The sequence below is a fragment of the Microbulbifer halophilus genome, from assembly GCF_026183675.1.
GTDB lineage: Bacteria > Pseudomonadota > Gammaproteobacteria > Pseudomonadales > Cellvibrionaceae > Microbulbifer > Microbulbifer halophilus.
Genome location: NZ_JAPIVK010000012.1, coordinates 41,420 through 59,938 on the forward strand (window position 1 = coordinate 41,420; position 18,519 = coordinate 59,938).

Genomic DNA, 18,519 nt, shown 5'->3' on the forward strand with positions numbered 1-18,519 from the left:
TTTTTACTATCGAGTGGGCGCGGACCGGCGCCCGGAGGAGAGACTATGTCCTGGTTGGGCGCGGGTATCGGGGCCGGTATCGGCATGATGTTTGGCGGTCCCATCGGCGCGGCGCTGGGGGCCTGGATCGGCAGTTCCTTCAGTTCCGGCCTGCAGCGGGTGACGGGCGCCGCCGGCCAGCTTAACCGCGATGGGGCCCAGGCGGTATTTATCGTCACCCTGTTTTCGATGCTGGCGAAAATGGCCAAGGCGGACGGCAAGGTGTCGAAAGCGGAAGTCCGGTTTATCGAGGACTTCATGCGCAACAATCTGCGCCTGTCCGCCGAAGATCGCAAGCAGGCGATTAAGATCTTCGAGAATGCCAAGACCGACGAGTACAGCATTTACGACTACGCCCAGCAGTATCGGCAACTGGTGCGCAACCGGGCGATGCGCGAGATGGTCTACCGGGTGCTGTTTGCGGTGGCCTATGCCGATGGGGAGCTGCACGCGAGCGAAGAGGAAATACTGCGGCGGATTCCGGAATACCTGGGGCTGCATGCTTCCGTCTTCGCGGCCATGCAGGGGGAGTTCGATCGCGCCGCGGCGCCGGGGTCTTCCTCCGCAAGCCTGGAACAGCACTACGCGATTTTGGAGTGTACCCCGGACACCAGCGACCGCGACCTGAAACTGGCCTACCGGCGCAAGGCGGCGGAATTCCACCCGGACAAGATTGCCTCCAAGGGCCTGCCCGAGGAATTCATGCGCCATGCGGAAGACCAGATGAAAAGTATCACCGTGGCCTACGACACCATTGTCGAGGCGCGCAAGCGCAAAGCAGCCGCCACCACCTGACCTGGATAGAGGTACATGATGAGTCTTGCGAACACCATTGAACACAAGCTGCGCGAAGCCTTCGCACCCGAACATATCGACGTGCAGTGCGAGAGCCACCTGCACAATGTGCCGGCCGGTTCCGAGATGCACTTTCGGGTAGTGTTGGTGAGTGATGCCTTTACCCCGCTGCGCAAAGTGCAGCGCCACCAGAAGGTTTACGGCGCACTGGCGGAGGAAATGGCCGGGCCGATTCACGCGCTGGCGCTGCACACCTTCAGCCCCGGCGAGTGGGAGGGGGAAGCGCCCGCCAGCCCCGAATGCCTCGGCGGCGGGAAAAAATAATCCTCTGTCGGAAGGGGCGCCATGTTTATTGGTTTGCCCACCAGTGGTTACCGAAAAAAGGGCGCTTTGGCGCCTTTTTTTTGAACTCTGGCCTCATTGTGCGGTTTTTTTGGAATTTTGTTTCTAAAAGTCGGAGGAGCGTGTCTAGACTAAAAAATAATCGATGAGTGATTCTTCGATGGTTTGGATGTTTTAAATGGAGTTTTTCTCTATGAAGATGACGCGCATAATCTCCCCCCTGGCACTGGCAGCATTTTCCACTGCGGCAGTGGCCGGTCCCTCCGGTTACCAACCGCCGGCCCCGGCACAGGACGTGTACGGGGCGGGCACGGTGGCTGCCCGCATTGGTGCTTCCTATATCAACCCCCTCAGCGACGATGTGACTTTTGCCAACGATTCGCTTGATGCCGCTCTGTTCGGCGATGCTTTTCGCGCAAATGTGGACCCGGACGAAGAGTGGGGCTGGAACCTGAGTGGTCTGTGGATCCCCATCGACCACTGGGGGCTGGAGCTCAACTACATCGCCGGTGATGACCACCTGGGACACCGTCACCGCGGCCGGGGTTTCTTTGATGTGGACGGCGAGCGTATCGGAAAGTACGAAGCTGATATCTCAACGGCCACCGTCAACTGGTATCCGCTGGATCCCAGCTGCATGTTCCAGCCCTACATCGGCGTAGGTCTCGCCTATACCGATTTCAACGATGAACGGTTCAGGCTGTTCCGTGGCGTGGACCCGGCGGATTTCCAAGGCTTTGAGCTGGATGGTGATTTCGGCCTGGGTTACTCCTGGGGCTACACTTGGCAGGTCGGTGTAGACTGGGTATTCGGCAAGGACAGCAGCTGGCTGGTCAACGCTGCGGCCAAGTATGTACACTCGGAAACCGAAATGGACTTTAGCATTTTCGCCGATAGCCCGGAGTTCGGTCGGGAAGTTCTTCTCGATTATTCCGGCGACTACCGCTACAACCCCTGGGTCTTCAACCTGGGCGTTGGCTACAAGTTCAGTTTCTGATCTCTCACCTCTTGAGTAAGGGCGCTTCGGCGCCCTTTACTTTTTGTTCCTTTTTTCTGTGAAATTTTTTTGAGAGTTTCACCGGTGATCGGGATGTAAATTACCCCGCCAAGGTTACATTAAATTTCTAATTTTTATCTCATCTTGGACATTTTTTCACTCTTCCCGTTTCTGCGTGTCTAGACTTGAATATGATTGGGTCAATTGCTGTTCAATTTGCCGAATATCAATGGAGTTCTACCTATGAAAATGACGCGCGTTCTGACACCTCTGGCAATAGCTGTTTCCGCTGCCGTGGGGTCGCACCAGGCGCTGGCCGGTCCTTCCGGTTATGCTCCGCCGGCACCTTCCGGCCCCGACCCGGTTTACTCCGCGGGAACCGGCGTGGTTCGTATCGGCGCATCGTTTGTCGATCCCGATGATGACAAAGGCCGTTTCAATTTCGAGGATCCGCTGTTTGTCGACGGAGTCCTCGTGGAAGAATTTGGTCGCCCGGGCTACCGGCTCGACGACGATACCACCTGGAACTTCACCGCGGGCTTCATGCCGGCGGACCACTTCATGATCGAGTTGGGTTATATCGGCAAGTCGGAACACGATCTCGACCTGCGTGCCCCGGTAGTGGATGTTATTGATGCGGGTGGTGGAGAGTTTGCGGTCGTCGGGGAGGAGAGCCTGCGCCTCGGCAGACTGGATCGCTGGTCCGGCTTCGCCATGGCGAACTGGTTCCCGGTATGTCCGGAATCCTGGATTCAGCCCTATATCGGTATCGGTGCCCACTACACCGATTTTGACAACCACAATATCCGGAGCCCGGTCTCGGACCTCCTGGTTGACTTCGCCGGCGCCTCGGAGCCGTTCGACGGCCGCGTGCGTTACGAAGACGACTGGGGCTGGGCTGGCCAGATCGGTGTGGATATCATGCTTGGCCGCGACAGCAACTGGCTGGTTAACGCTGCCGTCATGTACCTGGACACCGAAGTCAAAGCCGATATGCACTATCGGGTCGATCATGACAGCTTCTTTGCCGACACGGCAGTCAGGGCTTTGAGAACAGACTTCGATTTCGATCCCTGGGTTTACAACCTTGGCATCGGCTACCGTTTCTGATCTCTGATTGCTCTGCAGAAAAGAAAAGGCGCTTCGGCGCCTTTTCTTTTATCTGTGTGATGGGCCGAAGAATGGACATCGGCCCGATATGCAATGCCCGGTTCAGGGCTCGGCCGGGCTACCGAATACCGGCATGCCGTCTTCGGACCAGCCGAATTCCTTGATGTAGGTGTGCCGGTTCGGGTCCCACAGCGGATCGCCCTCGATCTCGGTGTAGGTACGCGCGTGGTAGACGAGGATATCCCGCTCGCCGTCTTCCGATACGGTAAAGCTGTTGTGGCCCGGGCCGTAGATACCGCGCTCGTGGCAGCTCTGGAAAACCGGCTCCGGCGATTTGCTCCAACTTGCCGGATCCAGCAGGTCGGCGTCTTCGTCCGCGTACAACAGGCCCATGCAGTAGTTGTGGTCGGTGGCACTGGCCGAGTAACTGATAAAGATCCGGCCGTGGCGCACAATGACCGCTGCCCCCTCGTTCACGGCAAAGCCGATTTTTTCCCACTCGTATTCCGGTATGGTCAGGCATATCGGTTCGCTGGAAATACTGGTAGGCGAGTCCTGGCGCGCGATATACAGGTTGGAGTTGCCGGGAATATCCGGCCCCTTCTGCGCCCACAGGTAGTAGCGCTGTCCGCGGTGCTCGAAGCTGGTGGCATCCAGGCAGAAGGTATCGATACCGGAATCCACTTTGCTCAACTCCCACTCGCCCTCCAGGGGATTGGCGGCGGTGGTGGTGACCGCGTACATGCGGTGCTGAAAGAGGTCATCCTTTATTTCCCGCGACGGTGCCGCGGCGAAGTAAATGGCCCAGGTGCCGTCGACATAGTGGATCTCCGGCGCCCAGATCAGGTCGGAATAGGGTCCGCTACCCGGCTTGCGCCACACGGTGACCTTTTCCGCCTCCGCCAGGCCGGCCAGGGTTTGCGAACGGCGCAGTTCCAGGCGGTCGTACTCCGGCACCGAGCCGATGAAATAGTAGAAACCGTCACTGTGCCTGTAGATAAAGGGATCCGCGCGCTGTTCGATCAGCGGCTGCAGCAGTGGGGATGATTCACTCACAATAATTCTCCGCGGTACTTCAGGATTTATCTTCCGCCTCTGGGCGGTAGCCTTGTCGGGGCCTTTCCACAGGCCCCTTTGAAATCACGAATGCTTTTTCAGGTAGGGTGCGCTGTACGCACCTTGCCACTCTATTTCGTCAAGAGGCCGTTGGAGCCACGCTTCCACTCCCGGCATCGCCTTTTACCGCCGGCAGTGCCCCGCTTTCCTTCAGACGGTGGTAGTAGTCATCGGTAATGATGTACCTGCGCATCAACAGGCCCAGCAGGAAATGGAAAAGGCCCGGGATTACCGTCAGCGTCAGGGCGATCCCCGTCATGGTGAACTGGCTCTGGGTTTCGCCGGCCTGGTAGCCGAAATAGGTGAGCAGCAGGCCGGTAATGAAGCCCGCTATGCCTGTACCCGCCTTCTGGCAAAAGGAGATACCGCCGAAAGCCAGGCCGGATACGCGCTTGCCGGTCTTGGCCTCCCCATAGTCCACCGCCTCGGCGATAGCGGACCAGAAAATGGGGGCGTGCAGGTCCGCCACGAAGGACAAGATGAAGTAGAGTACAAACGCCAGCACGATATCGCCGGGGGCCACGGCGAAGAACATCAGGGCACTGATGGCCGCCAGGAGAAGCTGGGACCAGCCGAACAGCTTGACCTTGCAGAAGCGCTTGGTGATCCAGGTGGAAGCCACCATGGCGGCGATGGAGGCAACGATGCCGGCGCTGGTGAACTTGGCGGCCATGGACTCGGTACCACCCAGGAAATAGATGGTGTAGTAAAAGGCAACACCGCCGCGCAGGGCGTAGCCGATGGTGCCCAGCATGCAGGCCCCCGCCAGCACCAGCCACTGGTCGTTCTTGAGCAGCAGCTTCGCCTGTTCGCCCAGCGGTTTTTTGTCCACCACATGCTCCACCCGCTCGCGGGTGGTGAAAAAGCACATCATCAGCAGACCCACGCCCACCAGCGACATGAAGCCCATGGCCAACTGGTAGCCCTTGGCGGAATCGCCTCCGCCCCACCACTGGGCCAGTTCGGGCACCGAGGCGACAATCACCACATTGGCGATCTTGGCAAAGAACATGCGATAGCCGTTGGCCGACAGGCGCTCCTGCGGATCGCTGGTCAGCACCCCGATATAGGAAATGTACGGAATGGCGATGCCGGTAAACATCAGGGTGGCAAACAGATAGGTCAGGTAGGCCCATACCAGCTTGGCGTTGTAGTCGAAATCCGGCGTGGTGAACAGCAGGCAGACGGCGAAGCCGTAGGGGATGGATAAATACAGGAAGTAGGGGCGAAAGCGGCCGTGGCGGCTTTTGAACTTATCGGTCACCAGCCCCATCAGCGGGTCGCTCAGGGCATCGACAAAGCGTGCGGCCAGGAACAGGGTTCCCACATGGGCGGGCTTGAGACCGAAAATATCCGTGTAAAAGTACTGCATGAAGTAAAACATGGCCGCAATCATCACGTTGACGGCCATATCACCGGCCCCGAAGCCGACTTTTTCAAATGCGGAAAGCTTGCTGGACTGCATTGTTATATTTCCCATCTATCGCCGGGGCCGCCTGCCGACCCGCTTATTGTTATCGAGCAATTGCGATATATATATTATTGTAGTACTAATGTCAAAGCGGATGCACTACGCCCGGACTCGATAATTTGCCTTCATAAGAGCACAAGTGGCGCAAAATCGCACATTCTGAAGTCGACCGAATGTCCGGAATCTGTCGCGGTAGCGGCCTGTTGCGAGGTATCTGACGGCATGCAAGGCCGCGAGATGGCGAGGTGTGTCCCTCCCGGAGGCCAAAAATCATAAGGTAGGTCAATCGCTGTACCAATGGCCCCGGGCTGGTAGTAGAATGATTTTCTTTGCGGAGGAAGCGGCATCGCGACTCCGTGGGTCCGGAGTATCCAGTCGATGACTCTATTCGGCACTCCGATCATTTTCCGGCGAGCGCATTCTGGCGGAGCCCGGCTGCGTGATTCGGCAGTTTTATTAAGGCATTTTTAATATGGCAAACCAAGTCAGGGAGAGCAGGCCGCGGAGCGTGCACGCCTGGGTCGCGTACGAGCTGGGCACACGGATTGTCAGCGGTGTATACGAGCCCGGCGAGTATATCCCCAACGAGGCCAAAATCGGCGAGGAGCTGAATGTTTCCCGCACTGCACTGCGTGAAGCCTTCAAGCTCCTGGCGGCGAAAGGGCTGATCGAGTCGCGCCCCAAGCTGGGTACCCGTGTGCGCTCGAAGGATTGTTGGAACATGTTCGACTCGGATGTGCTCAAGTGGAGCTTTGAATCTACGCCGTCGCCGGAATTTCTGCGTTCACTGTTCGAGGTGCGGGAGGTTATCGAGCCCAACTCCGCTGCGCTGGCCGCCAAACGCGCGACGCCGGAACAGATCGACGAGATCGAAAAGGCCTACTACGCAATGGAGGAAGCTGAAATCGGCACCGAGGATGTGATCCTGACGGATATCGATTTCCATATGGCGATCCTGCAGGCCACCAACAACGAATTCATGGTCTCCCTGGGCCAGTCGATCAAGACGGCGCTGAAGGGCCTGTTCCGTATCAGCAGTTCCGAGGAGTCGGAATTCGTCGCCTCCCTCCCGGGCCACAAGGCGGTATTCCTCGGCATTCGCGACGGTGATTCCGAGCGCGCCCGCTTTGAGATGAAATCCCTGCTGTCCAAGTCCGTGCACCGGGCGCTGGACAGCCTGCCGGGGGATTCGGATGTGGATGTTGCGGTGTAGTTGCGGCTTCCCGGCTTGTGGATGAAAGGCGGTCTTCGGATCGTCTTTTTTGTATCTGGGGGCAGGGTGCTCCCGGAATATATTAAGGGGCTCATCATTGTATTGGCAGCTATCCAGGCTCCTGTACTAGCGGACGATTCCCGCATTCGCTACATACGGTCGTCATTCCGGGCTCGATCCGGAATCCAGGCCGCTGGGGTCCCTTCAATGGATCCCGGATCAAGTCCGGGATGACGGCTCCGGGGCTTGATCAAAAAGTTTTGAGACAGCTAACACGTTGCTGTGAGCGGAAATAAAAAGGGCGACCCCGAAGGGATCGCCTACTCGCAGGGAGAGTGCGGAAGTGAAAAGGGTGTTGTTAGTTACTCAAGTTTCGGAGGTCGAGGCTATTTTGGTGGCACAAGCCGGGGCGCGCCTCGCCCCGGCTCCCGGAATTGAACTCTGAAACTTGAGGTCGTTAAACGGGTTTAACCGCCGGAATCTTGCGTTCGACAACAGACAGCGGATTGCGCAGTGGGCGCCCGAAGGGCTCGGCCTCGATTTCAAAGCGATCGCCGTCCCGCGGCTCGATGCCGTCGCCGAAGCTCAGGGTCGCGGTGCCGAAGAAGTGCACATGCACATGGCCCGGGCGGCAGAAGCCGGCGTATTTGAAGTGGTGTGCTTCCAGGTTGGCGACGGTGTGCGACATATTCCGCTCGCCGCTGAGGAAGCTTTTCTCCCACAGGGTTTTGCCGTCGCGCACGATGCGGGAAACCCCCTCGACATGCTCCGGCAGCTCGCCCAGCAGCAGCTCGGGGCCGATGGAGCAGGGGCGCAGCTTGGAGTGGGCCAGGTAGAGGTAGTTCTGGCGCTCGGTCACATGGTCGGACAGCTCGTTGCCCAGCGCGAAACCGATGCGGCGCGGATTGCCGTCGGCATCGTTGATATAGATGCCGGCGATCTCCGGCTCCTCGCCCGCGTCCAGGGCAAAGGAGGGGCTTTCCAGCGCCGCCTCCGGCGCGGCGATGCTGTCGCCGTCGCCCTTGTAGAACCATTCCGGCTGCACGCCGGTTTCGCCCGCGGCTGGCTTGCCGCCCTCGACTCCCATCTTGAACATTTTCATGGTGTCGGTCAGGTCTTCCTCGGCGCTGGCGCTGTTCTGGGCGTGCATGGCCGCGCGGGTGTCGGCGCTGCCCAGGTGGGTGAGGCCGGTACCGGCCACCATCAGGCGTGTGGCTTCCGGGTGGTCGATGGGAGCGAGCAGGCGGCCCTCATCGACGATGCGCTGGTAATCGTGGCGGTTGTCGGAAAGCAGGCTGCGAGCCAGGGTTTCCAAGGGTTCGCCATTCTGGAGGGCCCGCTGCGCCAGTTGGTAAATGGTCTCGACACCGTCCAACTGGTCGATGCTGCTGTTGTCGGCCACGGCACCCACCGCCCGCTGGCCGCTTTCGGAGGTGAACTGGATCAGTCTCATCGCTTTATTCTCTGCCTGTTGTGTTGAATTGTGCTGGCTGCTGGTCGCTATTCGAAGGACTCGAGTATTTTTATCATACAATATGATATAAATCAATTAACCCCCGGAATACCGGGGCTCACCTGCCGAAGGCTTCGCTCCCGAAATACCTTCGCGGACTCATGCTGCATTGCAGAGTAGGGGCGTCATTTTATTCATACAATACTATTGACATATTCTGCTAGCCAATGTGAATATAAATGGTAGCGATACCATTGCAGTGTTAGCCAATGGCGTTAGCACTCCATGGCTGGGCGGTAAATCAATAATAACCATACCGCAAATACGCTTCCGGTTTGTTGAAGCAAGGGAATGGGCACACAGCGAAGAAGAGCAGTGTCGCTGCGGGTTTTGTCCGGCAGAGGCGGCCGTTGATATTACGATGCATTGGCTGAGCGTGTCCCCGATAGAGCGATCACCTGAATAGGCGCCTGCTGAAAGACGCTGTCGCAAAACCGGCGACCACCCTGCCTAACCATCAAGACTGCATTGGTCGACATTGTGCCGGATGGGGATGACCATGAAAAAATTAAAAGCTTTTGGGAGCTTGCTGCTTCTTTCAGTGCTTGCCGCCTTTGCGGTATCAGGGGTCTCAGAAGAGTATGAGCCCGGTGAAAACCCAATCTTCAGAAACATTTTTACGGCCGATCCCGCGCCGCTGGTTGTTGGCGATACCCTGTATGTCTATGTTGGCCACGATGAAGCCGGCGAAGGCCAGGTGTTCAACATCACCGAGTGGGTCGTCTACTCCACCACGGATATGAAGAACTGGACGTTTCACGGTTCGGTCATGAAGCCCACCGATTTCGATTGGGCGGTCGGGGACGCCTGGGCTTCCCAGGTGATTGAAAAGGACGAAAAGTTCTGGTTTTACACCACTGTGGAGCATGGCCCTCCCCACAAAGGCAAGGCCATCGGGGTCGCGGTCGCGGAAACGCCGCTGGGACCGTTCAGGGATGCAAGGGGGGCCGCCCTGGTCCATGATGCCACGACGCCCACACCGGAAGACCCGCACGACTGGGACGATATCGATCCAACCGTGTTTACTGATGATGATGGAACGACCTGGGTTGCCTGGGGCAATATGCATTTGTACCTGGCCAGGCTCAAGCCCAATATGATTGAATTCGACGGGCCCATTCGGGAAATATACCTGCCCAACTATACCGAGGGGCCGTGGTTGCACAGGCGCGAGGACTTGTATTACCTGACCTATCCCTGCTTCGCGCATCAGAATATGTACGAAAAAATATGTTACGCCATGGCCCCGCGAATTGCGGGCCCCTGGACCTATCGAGGAATTCTCACTGACCGCACTGAAAACAGCTTCACCATTCATCCCGGTATCGTGGAGTACAAGGACCAGTGGTACTTCTTTTATCACGACGCCAAACTTGCGATAAACGGTGTTTCGGGAGCCATGGGCAGGCGGTCCGTCGCCCTGGAGCACCTATACTATAACAAAGACGGAACCATCAAACCGATCGGGAAAACAAGGGAAGGGGTGAGTCATCCGCCCACTCCACATTTAGGCTATCAACCGTCCATCTTCAATCCAGGGGGGCCCCTGGTCACGGTAGAAAGCGATATAGACGTCACACAGAATACGGCAAGTGCCGCCACCGAGTGGAAAGGAAAACCGGTTCTGCAGACTGTCGCCAACCCCTATCAAGCTGCGATTGTTCCGGAGAGTTTTAACCGCGGAGACAGCGGCGCCGCCTCCCTGGGGCAGGCATTTAGCCCGGAGGTGGATTTTGAATTACATGAAATCAGCCTGTATGCCGGCGATGGGTTCGGGACCGTCGAAAGTAAACCGGTAACCCTGGCTCTGTATGAAATTGATGAAGGCGGTGTGAAAAGTAACGCCAGCCCATCCTACACGCCGGGAAAGAACCTTTTGGGGGAAAGCGACGGGCTAAAGGTCAACTACAAGCCACAGGCACAGGGGCTGCTCCGGCTTCGTCTGGACGAAGCCCGTCAACCTGCCTTGAAAGCCGGAAGGCACTATGTGCTGGAGATCCAGGGAGTGCGCGGCTCGGCCCCGCTTTTCTGGCGCAGGACAAAGATGAATAGCTATTCCGTGGGATCGGCTTACCAGGATCGGTCTCTGATTCGAGACGAATCGAAAACAGGCGATTTCGGCCTGGCTCTGTACGGGGAGACATATCGGGGGCGGTGATCTCAATATGAAGGGAGTTCTCTTCAATATTCATGATGTCGCCCTGCTATTGATTGCCGGTGAGTTCGGTATTCTCTCGGTGCTGTTACTGGCGCGCCGCGGTGTCAGGCCCCTCGCTCATCCGCTGCTGGCGATGTTCCTGGTTCTGAATATGCTGATTGCGGTTGATACGCTCATCTACTGGGGCGTTGCGGTTCGCTATCGGGTTTTCCATATATCGCCAGACCTGTTTTTTCTTTTCGGGTTCGCGTATTTTTTGCAAGGTCCGGCGCTATACTGGTATACCCGGTCGATTATCTGCAAAGACTATTCCTTTCGTCGGTTGGATCTGTTGCATCTTGTCCCGGCAGTCGCTGCACAGGTTTACCTGTACTTTGTTTACCATCGTTATCCCGCGGCCGTCCAGGGTGACCTTGTTCTGGGCCTGGAAATTTTCACTTTCACGGCCGGCTATCACGATATATTCGTCACAGCGCAAAAGTCCATAGTGCTTGTCTACGCCATAGCCTGTGTTTTCCAGGTCGTTCGTCATCGCGCCTTTTTGAAAGATAGTTTATCGAATATCGACTTGGACTGGTTGCACCTGCTGATCGGTGGTTTCCTGTTGGCATGGGTTTGGAGCCTGGTCACACATATATTCGGCCTGTTACGTCCCGGTGATATCAGCGACATGATGGGAGTCGCCGGCAATTACATGATTTTTGTACTGGTCAATACTCTTGTGCTCTACAGCCTGGCCTACTCGGGTGTTTCTGAAGGCATCAGCCGGGGTGAAAAACGCGACCAGTACGAAGAGCGGGTTCCGATCGATCCGATTCATGTCGACCGGATCCTGGCAACCATGGAAAGCGGGAGGTTGTTTCTCAACCCCAGGTTGACTGTAGAAGATTTCGCCGGGCACGTAGAACTGCCGCCTCGCCAAGTATCTTCGGTTATCAAGCACCGATTTGGGCGAAATTTTCTCGAGTACGTCAACAGCTACCGTGTGGAGGAGGCCAAGCGTGGGCTCGCTGACCCGTCGAATCGTCACGACTCTGTGCTCGATATTGCCTCAAAATCCGGATTCAACAGCAAAGCCACGTTCAATCGGTTCTTCAAGAAGTTTGCCGGTGTTACCCCCACTGAGTATCGGCGCCGTTGCCTGTCGGGCCAGACCGGTTGACCGTGTCGCCACGGGTACCGTGTGTCTCAATTTTGTTCCGCAAAAATTGCAGCTTTACCTACCGCAGTAACCGTACCAGTCTCTCCGAACCATTGCCTGGCCGGTGCCCCGTCTTGTTGCCGGCCGGGCGAATGGTTGTGTCGAGGGCCCGGCGGGACAGCTGGGCATGCCGGAATCGCGTCCGGGCGGCCCTCGGCCGTTGCTTCGGAATTAAATAGAAATTATTCAAATATCTAGGGAGAAGAAGTGATGATCCGATCGACCTTTTACGTCATACGAACGCTACTCTTTGCCATCCTGGCGTTCTCACCGTTGGCCGCCAGTGCCAAACCATACAAGGCTGCAGAAATTTTCACCAACAACAGTCAGCTCTACGGCAAGTATGTATTCCGCATGCGCGCGGGCGAGGGCAGTGGGATCATTTCCAATTTTTTCCTGTGGAAAGATGGCTCAGAACTGGAGGGGGTGACCTGGGAAGAGGTCGATATCGAAGTCTTCGGTCAGGACGGTGCCCGCTCGTGGCAAAGCAATATCATCACAGGCCTGGACAACCGGGTTACTTCCGAGGAGATACACAACGCCGGTGTATCCCTCGCCGAAGACTACCATACCTACAGCATTGAATGGACGCCGCAGTGGGTGCGCTGGCTGGTTGATGGTCAGGTGGTTCGGGAGACCCAGGGTGGGCAGACTGGTGATCTGATCAACCCCGCACAGGCGCGCTTCAACTTCTGGCCCCCGGATAACCCCGACTGGGTTGGTTCCTGGGATGACAGCATCCTGCCTGTGCATATGTTCGTCAACTGGATCGAATATCACAGCTGGAACGGCAGTGGCTTCAATTTCGAGTGGCGGGATGACTTCAATTCGTTCGATACCGGTCGCTGGGGCAAGGCCGACTGGACCTTCGCCGAAAACCGCGCGGACTTAGTGCCGGCCAACGCGGTGACTGACAATGGATACCTGGTTTTGTCCATGACCCGCGAGGGCGATGAAGGCTTCAATGGTACGCCACCGGTCGATAACGGCGACGCAAGTTCGTCATCCAGCGGATCCTCTAGCTCATCATCCAGCTCGTCGTCCAGCAGTTCTTCCAGCTCATCGTCCAGTTCCTCGAGTAGCAGTTCGTCCTCCGGTGGTTCAAGTGACGGCGATTGCCCGGTGGTGTCCTGGAATTCTGGCAATTTCAATACCCAGAGGGCTTATTGTTTCCGTACGCAGGAGGCGATCCGTGGCTGGGGTGTGGCGAATTTTTCCGGGCGTTCGATCTCAGTGACAGTAAACGGCTCGGGAGAAGCCGTCACTTCCCCCGGCGTGCCGCTGCCGTCCAAGGATCCCGGCGACTACTACGTTTTTGAAGCCAGCGCCGGGCTCTTTTCCTGGGCCTCGGTCTATTGGTGGTAAGACAATCATATTCAACATTTTTAGTACTAGTGTGCCGTACGGGAAGTTCGCAAACAGTTCGCTGCGCCAAAGCGCCCCGCTCTGCGTTGAGAAAGCTTGAAATAACGCTGCTAGTCCCGCGCTTTCTCGCCTTGATCTGAGCGCTTTGGCTGTGCTCCTTTGTTCGCGAACTTCCCGCACAGCACACTAGTGGGCCGTGCGCAAGGTTCTGTAACAGTTCGCTGCGCCAAAACGCCCCGCGCTGCGTTGAGAAAGCTCGAAAAAGAACCACAATTCCAGCGCTTTCTCGCCTTGATCTGGACGTTTTGGCTGGGCTCCTTTGTTACACAACTTTACGCATTTACGCACGGCCCACTAGATCTCATGAGAGAGAACGGCGATAAAAACTGAAAACCAATTCTGGAGAAAGGGAATGGAACTCAAAAAAACAACCCTCTCGTTTCTGCCATTGGCGGATGGGCGTGGAAACCTGATGTTCACGGTGACTGGAGTAAAGATCCTTCTGAAAGCCGCTTTTACAGCTTTTCTCGTGTCGGTTTCAGCCATTTGTTCAGCTGACAACCCACTGGTATCCCAGATCTATACCGCAGACCCGGCGGCGCGCGTATTCGACGGCCGCATGTATGTAATCACCACCCACGATCAGGACGACCAGTCGGATTACAGCGACCTTCACGACTACACCATGTTCTCGTCGGACGACATGGTCAACTGGCAGGACCACGGTGTGGTCTTCGATTCGCGCACCGACACCGATTGGGCCAACCTCGCCTATGCACCCGATATCATCGAACGCAATGGGCAGTATTACCTGTATTTTCCCGACGGCGCCAGCTCGATCGGGGTGGCGGTGAGCGACAGTCCCACCGGTCCCTTTACCGACCCGTTGGGTGGTCCCCTGGTCGATCGCAATACGCCCAATGCCAATGTGGACTGGGTGTTCGATCCCGGCGTGTTTATCGATGACGACGGCCAGGCCTACCTGTATTTTGGCGGCGGCGGACCGGGCAACGCCCGCGTTATCCGGCTGAACGACGATATGATCAGCACTAGTGGTGCAGCCATAACGCTGGATGTGCCCAACTTCTTTGAAGCGCTGTATATGCACAAGCGCAACGGCACCTACTATCTGTCCTATTCCACCAATAACGAGGCGGGGTTGGCGATAGACTACATGACCAGTAACAGCCCGATCTCCGGGTTTGTACACCGCGGTACCGTGTTGCCTAATCCCTGGGAAAACAACAATAACAATAATCACCAGTCCATTCTGTCGTTCGAAAACCAGTGGTATATCTTCTACCACAACCGGGCTGTGGCCAATGCCCGGGGTGCGAGTACCTACCAGCGCTCGATCAACTCAGACCGGCTCTTTTATAACGGCGACGGCAGCATACAGCAGGTCAATGCGGGCTCGGCGGGGGTACCGAAACTGAAAAATGTCGATCCCTTCGCCCGCAACGAAGCAGAAACCATCGACAACGAACAGGGTATCGAGACCGAGGGTCCCGCCACCGGCACCCGCAACCTGGCGTTTATCGAAAACGGCGACTGGGTGAAGGTTTCCAATGTCGATTTCGGCTCCGGTGCGACCGGCTTCGAGGCAGGTGTCGCTTCGGATACCGACGGCGGCACCATAGAGATTGTCCTCGACGACGTGAACAATGCACCGGTCGGCAACCTCAGCGTCGGCAATACCGGGGGGTGGCAGAGCTGGCAGACACTTTCAACGGGGATCGACACAGTGACCGGCGTTCACGACCTGTTCCTGCGTTTTTCCGGCGGTAGCGACTATCTGCTCAATCTGGACTGGTACCGGTTTACCGGCGGTGCCGTTGAGGGCAGCACATTGGAGGTGGAACTGGAAAGCCTCTCGGGCCAGGGCGGCTTCTCGCCGTTCAATGTCGAATTCGATTCGGCCGCGTCCGGCGGACAGTACATCGCCTGGCCGAACAATGGCACCCAGATACTGGATTCGCCCGCGGATGGCGAAACCGGTCAAATCGAGATCCCGTTTACGCTTTCGCAAGTGGCGGACGTGCAGTTCCAGATCCGCGCCAATCTACCGAACGCCGATGACGATTCCTTCTATTACAAACTGGACTCGGGTTCGTGGGTTACGCAAAACAATACCGCCACAAGCGGTTGGGATACGCTGATGCCGGCGACCTTCGACAATCTGTCGATGGGGGAGCACACCCTGCGGGTTCTGCGGCGCGAAGACGGCGCAGGACTGGATCGTGTCGAGCTGACGGCATCTGCGGGAGAGATCACCACTTCCGGTAGTGGCGGCGACGATACGGTCGTTGTCCGTGCACTCGGTACCACAGGCAGCGAGTCGATCACCCTGCGGGTGGGCGGCACCGACGTGCAGAGCTGGACTCTGTCCACCGCCATGGCGGACTACACGGCCACCACCGAACTGTCCGGCGACGTCACCGTGGCCTTCACCAACGACAACGACGACGCCGATGTGCGGATCGATTACGTGGAAGTAAACGGCCAGGTTCGCCAGGCTGAGGACCGGAGCGAGAATACCGGAGCCTGGGGCAACGACCAGTGCGGCGGCGGTTCAAACAGCGAGTGGCTGCACTGCAACGGCTATATCAACTTCGGTCCACTGTCGGGAATCGACCCGGATCCTTCTCCCACCGGTTTCTTTGTCGGCAACATTACCACCGGCGGACAGGTTCGGTCGGATTTCATGCAGTACTGGGGCCAGATCACCCCCGAGAATGAAGGCAAGTGGAGCAGTGTGGAAGGCGTTCGTGACCAGTACAACTGGAGTGGCCTGGACGCGGCCTACAACTTCGCCCAGCAGAATGGCATTCCATTCAAGCAGCATACGTTCGTATGGGGAAGCCAGTCCCCGGACTGGATCAATGATCTCAGCCCCTCGGAGCAGGCCGCGGAAATCGAGGAGTGGATTCGCGATTACTGTGCGCGCTACCCGGACACCCAGATGATCGACGTAGTCAACGAGGCCACTCCAGGCCACGCGCCAGCCGGTTATGCGCAAAGCGCCTTCGGCAATGACTGGATCATCCGTTCCTTCGAACTCGCCAGGCAGTATTGCCCGGATGCCATTCTGATCCTGAACGATTACAACGTGTTGAGCTGGAATACCCAGGAGTTTATCGACATGGCCAGGCCGGCGGTCGAAGCCGGTGTGGTGGACGCCATCGGCCTGCAGGCGCACGGCCTGGAAGACTGGTCCCTGAATGATGTCCAGAGCAAGCTCGATGCGGTGGCCGCGCTCGGCCTGCCGATATACATCTCTGAGTACGACGTCGATCACGCCGACGACCAGATCCAGTTGCAGATCATGCAGGAGCAATTCCCGATGTTTTTCAGCCATCCGTCAGTGGCGGGAATTACGCTGTGGGGTTATGTGGTCGGCGGGACCTGGGTTCCCAACAGCGGCCTTATCCGGAGTGACGGTTCGCACCGCCCTGCCATGACCTGGTTGATGAACTTCCTGGAACGATAGGTCTCCAGGTGATTATCGGGCCTGAGGGCCCACCATAATAGGAGAACGATCTGATGAAAATCTTATCCAGATTTGTCCTGTTGCTGGCCGGTGTTCTATCGGCGGGGCAGGCATTTGCTTCGTATAGTTGTTCCGTGGTTTCGAATGTCTGGGACAGTGCTTACCAGTTGGATGTAACGGTGACCAATGACGGCCCGGGCTCCATCGACGACTGGACAGTGCAGCTCACTTTCGACGAACCGGCCAATGTCACCGGCAGTTGGAATGTGATCGAGAGCGGCGGCAGTACCGCCACACCCTCGTTCAGCAATTGCTGTGACTGGAACGGCAACCTGGCCGAGGGGCAGAGCGCCACTTTCGGTTTGCAGGGAACCCATGACGGCAGCTTCGAACCGCCCGTCTGTATTGGCAACGGCGGACCGGATGGTGGCAGTTCGTCTTCCAGTTCTTCGGGTTCGAGCGGCTCTTCTTCCAGCAGTTCTTCGAGCTCGAGTAATTCTTCCTCCAGCGGCGGCGGCAACAGCATCGGCGTGCGCGCGCGTGGCACCACCGGTTCTGAGTCGATCACGCTGAGCGTGGGTGGCACCGACGTGCAGAGCTGGACGCTGGGCACCGGCTTTATGGATTTCAGCAGCAGCACCAGCCTGGAAGGCGATATCCTGGTCGAATTTACCAACGACAACGATGGTGATGCCGATGTTCAGGTCGACTACATTGTCGTCAATGGCATCGTCCGCGAGGCCGAAGACCAGAGCGAAAACACCGGCGCCTGGGACGATGAATGTGGTGGCGGTTCGAACACCGAATGGCTGCACTGCAACGGTTACATCAACTTCGGCCCCGTCTCCGGCGGCAGCTCGTCCTCAAGCAGCTCGTCCTCGAGCAGTTCGTCGTCGAGCAGTTCGTCGTCCAGTTCCGGCGGCAACGGATCGGCGGGTTGTGGTTTCGCCCCGAGCCTGGACAGCGGTCGGCACAGCCTCAACGTCGGGGGATTGGACCGGGAATATATCATCGATATCCCGGATAACTACGACGTGAACAATCCATACCGGCTGGTCTTCGCATGGCACTGGCGTGGCGGAAGTGCCGACAACGTTGCCAACGATTCCTATTACAACCTGAAGGGATTGTCGAACGGTACGGCGATTTTTGTGGCTCCCAACCGCGCCGAGGGCACCGACGGCTGGACGAACACCAACGGCCGCGACATGGACTTCCTGCGGGCAATGCTCGACCAGTTCAACAATTCGTTGTGCATTGACCAGGACCGGGTTTTCTCCGCCGGCTGGAGTTACGGTGGAATGATGTCATTTGCCGTGGGCCGCGAGATGGCCGAAACCTTCCGTGCCATTGCCCCGGCATCCGGTGCACTCTGGACGCCGTACAACGACAGCGGCCTGCCGATGGCGGCGTTGATAACCCACGGGACCAGTGACAATGTGGTCGGGTTCGGCAGCGGGGAGGAGGCGAGAGACCTTTATATATCGGCCAATAATTGCTCCAGCACCACTGTTCCCACGGATCCGTCACCTTGTGTGGAGTATCAAAACTGCGACGCGGGCCACCCCGTGGTTTGGTGCCCGTTTAATGGAGGTCATACGACGCCGTCCTTTTACTCCAGCGCCGTCTGGGATTTCTTCAGTCGGTTCTGAATCCAGGCCGGTCTCACGGGATGTGTGACCGGAGGGGCGCCCACCGCGCAGTGGTTC

General features: G+C 57.5%; 13 protein-coding genes. 10 read left to right on the top strand and 3 right to left on the bottom strand.

The genetic code is table 11. The annotated features are described in order from the left end of the window. Positions 1-45 precede the first annotated feature (45 nt). From djlA to OQE62_RS08160, 4 genes are all read left to right on the top strand, one after another. Complete coding sequence (gene djlA / locus OQE62_RS08145; protein WP_265721522.1) at positions 46-834, top strand: co-chaperone DjlA; 789 nt, start codon at positions 46-48, stop codon at positions 832-834. An 18-nt stretch (positions 835-852) separates the two neighbouring features. Next, positions 853-1,158, top strand: coding sequence for a BolA family protein (locus OQE62_RS08150; protein WP_265721580.1), 306 nt, complete (start codon positions 853-855; stop codon positions 1,156-1,158). Positions 1,159-1,369: 211 nt separating this feature from the next. Then, positions 1,370-2,173, top strand: coding sequence for an OmpW/AlkL family protein (locus OQE62_RS08155; RefSeq protein WP_265721523.1), 804 nt, complete (start codon positions 1,370-1,372; stop codon positions 2,171-2,173). Positions 2,174-2,416: 243 nt separating this feature from the next. Next, positions 2,417-3,283 carry an OmpW/AlkL family protein gene (locus tag OQE62_RS08160; protein WP_265721524.1) on the top strand — a complete coding sequence of 289 codons (867 nt, stop codon included), beginning with the start codon at positions 2,417-2,419 and terminating at the stop codon, positions 3,281-3,283. Positions 3,284-3,385: 102 nt separating this feature from the next. Here the strand turns inward: OQE62_RS08160 and OQE62_RS08165 are convergent, their stop codons facing one another. Continuing rightward, entirely contained in the window at positions 3,386-4,339 is a 954-nt protein-coding gene (locus tag OQE62_RS08165) for a glycoside hydrolase family 43 protein (RefSeq protein ID WP_265721525.1), read from the bottom strand. A gap of 139 nt (positions 4,340-4,478) precedes the next feature. Then, positions 4,479-5,864, bottom strand: coding sequence for an MFS transporter (locus tag OQE62_RS08170; protein ID WP_265721526.1), 1,386 nt, complete (start codon positions 5,862-5,864; stop codon positions 4,479-4,481). 478 nt (positions 5,865-6,342) lie between these two features. Between OQE62_RS08170 and OQE62_RS08175 the strand changes: the two genes are divergently transcribed. Next, positions 6,343-7,083, top strand: a complete 741-nt coding sequence (locus OQE62_RS08175; protein ID WP_265721527.1) for a FadR/GntR family transcriptional regulator — start codon at positions 6,343-6,345, stop codon at positions 7,081-7,083. Positions 7,084-7,540: 457 nt separating this feature from the next. Here OQE62_RS08175 and araD1 read toward each other — a convergent pair whose 3' ends face one another. Next, entirely contained in the window at positions 7,541-8,536 is a 996-nt protein-coding gene (gene araD1 / locus OQE62_RS08180) for an AraD1 family protein (RefSeq protein ID WP_265721528.1), read from the bottom strand. A 559-nt stretch (positions 8,537-9,095) separates the two neighbouring features. Between araD1 and OQE62_RS08185 the strand changes: the two genes are divergently transcribed. From OQE62_RS08185 to OQE62_RS08205, 5 genes are all read left to right on the top strand, one after another. After that, the gene (locus OQE62_RS08185; RefSeq protein WP_265721529.1) at positions 9,096-10,754 is read left to right on the top strand and encodes a glycoside hydrolase family 43 protein; all 1,659 of its coding nucleotides are present in this window, start codon (positions 9,096-9,098) and stop codon (positions 10,752-10,754) included. A gap of 7 nt (positions 10,755-10,761) precedes the next feature. Then, positions 10,762-11,916, top strand: coding sequence for a helix-turn-helix domain-containing protein (locus OQE62_RS08190; protein ID WP_265721530.1), 1,155 nt, complete (start codon positions 10,762-10,764; stop codon positions 11,914-11,916). Positions 11,917-12,165: 249 nt separating this feature from the next. Then, positions 12,166-13,320 carry a family 16 glycosylhydrolase gene (locus OQE62_RS08195; RefSeq protein WP_265721531.1) on the top strand — a complete coding sequence of 385 codons (1,155 nt, stop codon included), beginning with the start codon at positions 12,166-12,168 and terminating at the stop codon, positions 13,318-13,320. 412 nt (positions 13,321-13,732) lie between these two features. Continuing rightward, complete coding sequence (locus tag OQE62_RS08200) at positions 13,733-16,810, top strand: endo-1,4-beta-xylanase (RefSeq protein WP_265721532.1); 3,078 nt, start codon at positions 13,733-13,735, stop codon at positions 16,808-16,810. Positions 16,811-16,863: 53 nt separating this feature from the next. Further along, positions 16,864-18,462 (top strand): cellulose binding domain-containing protein, encoded by a 1,599-nt coding sequence (locus tag OQE62_RS08205; RefSeq protein ID WP_265721533.1) that lies wholly within the window; start codon positions 16,864-16,866, stop codon positions 18,460-18,462. The last annotated feature ends 57 nt before the right edge of the window (positions 18,463-18,519 follow it).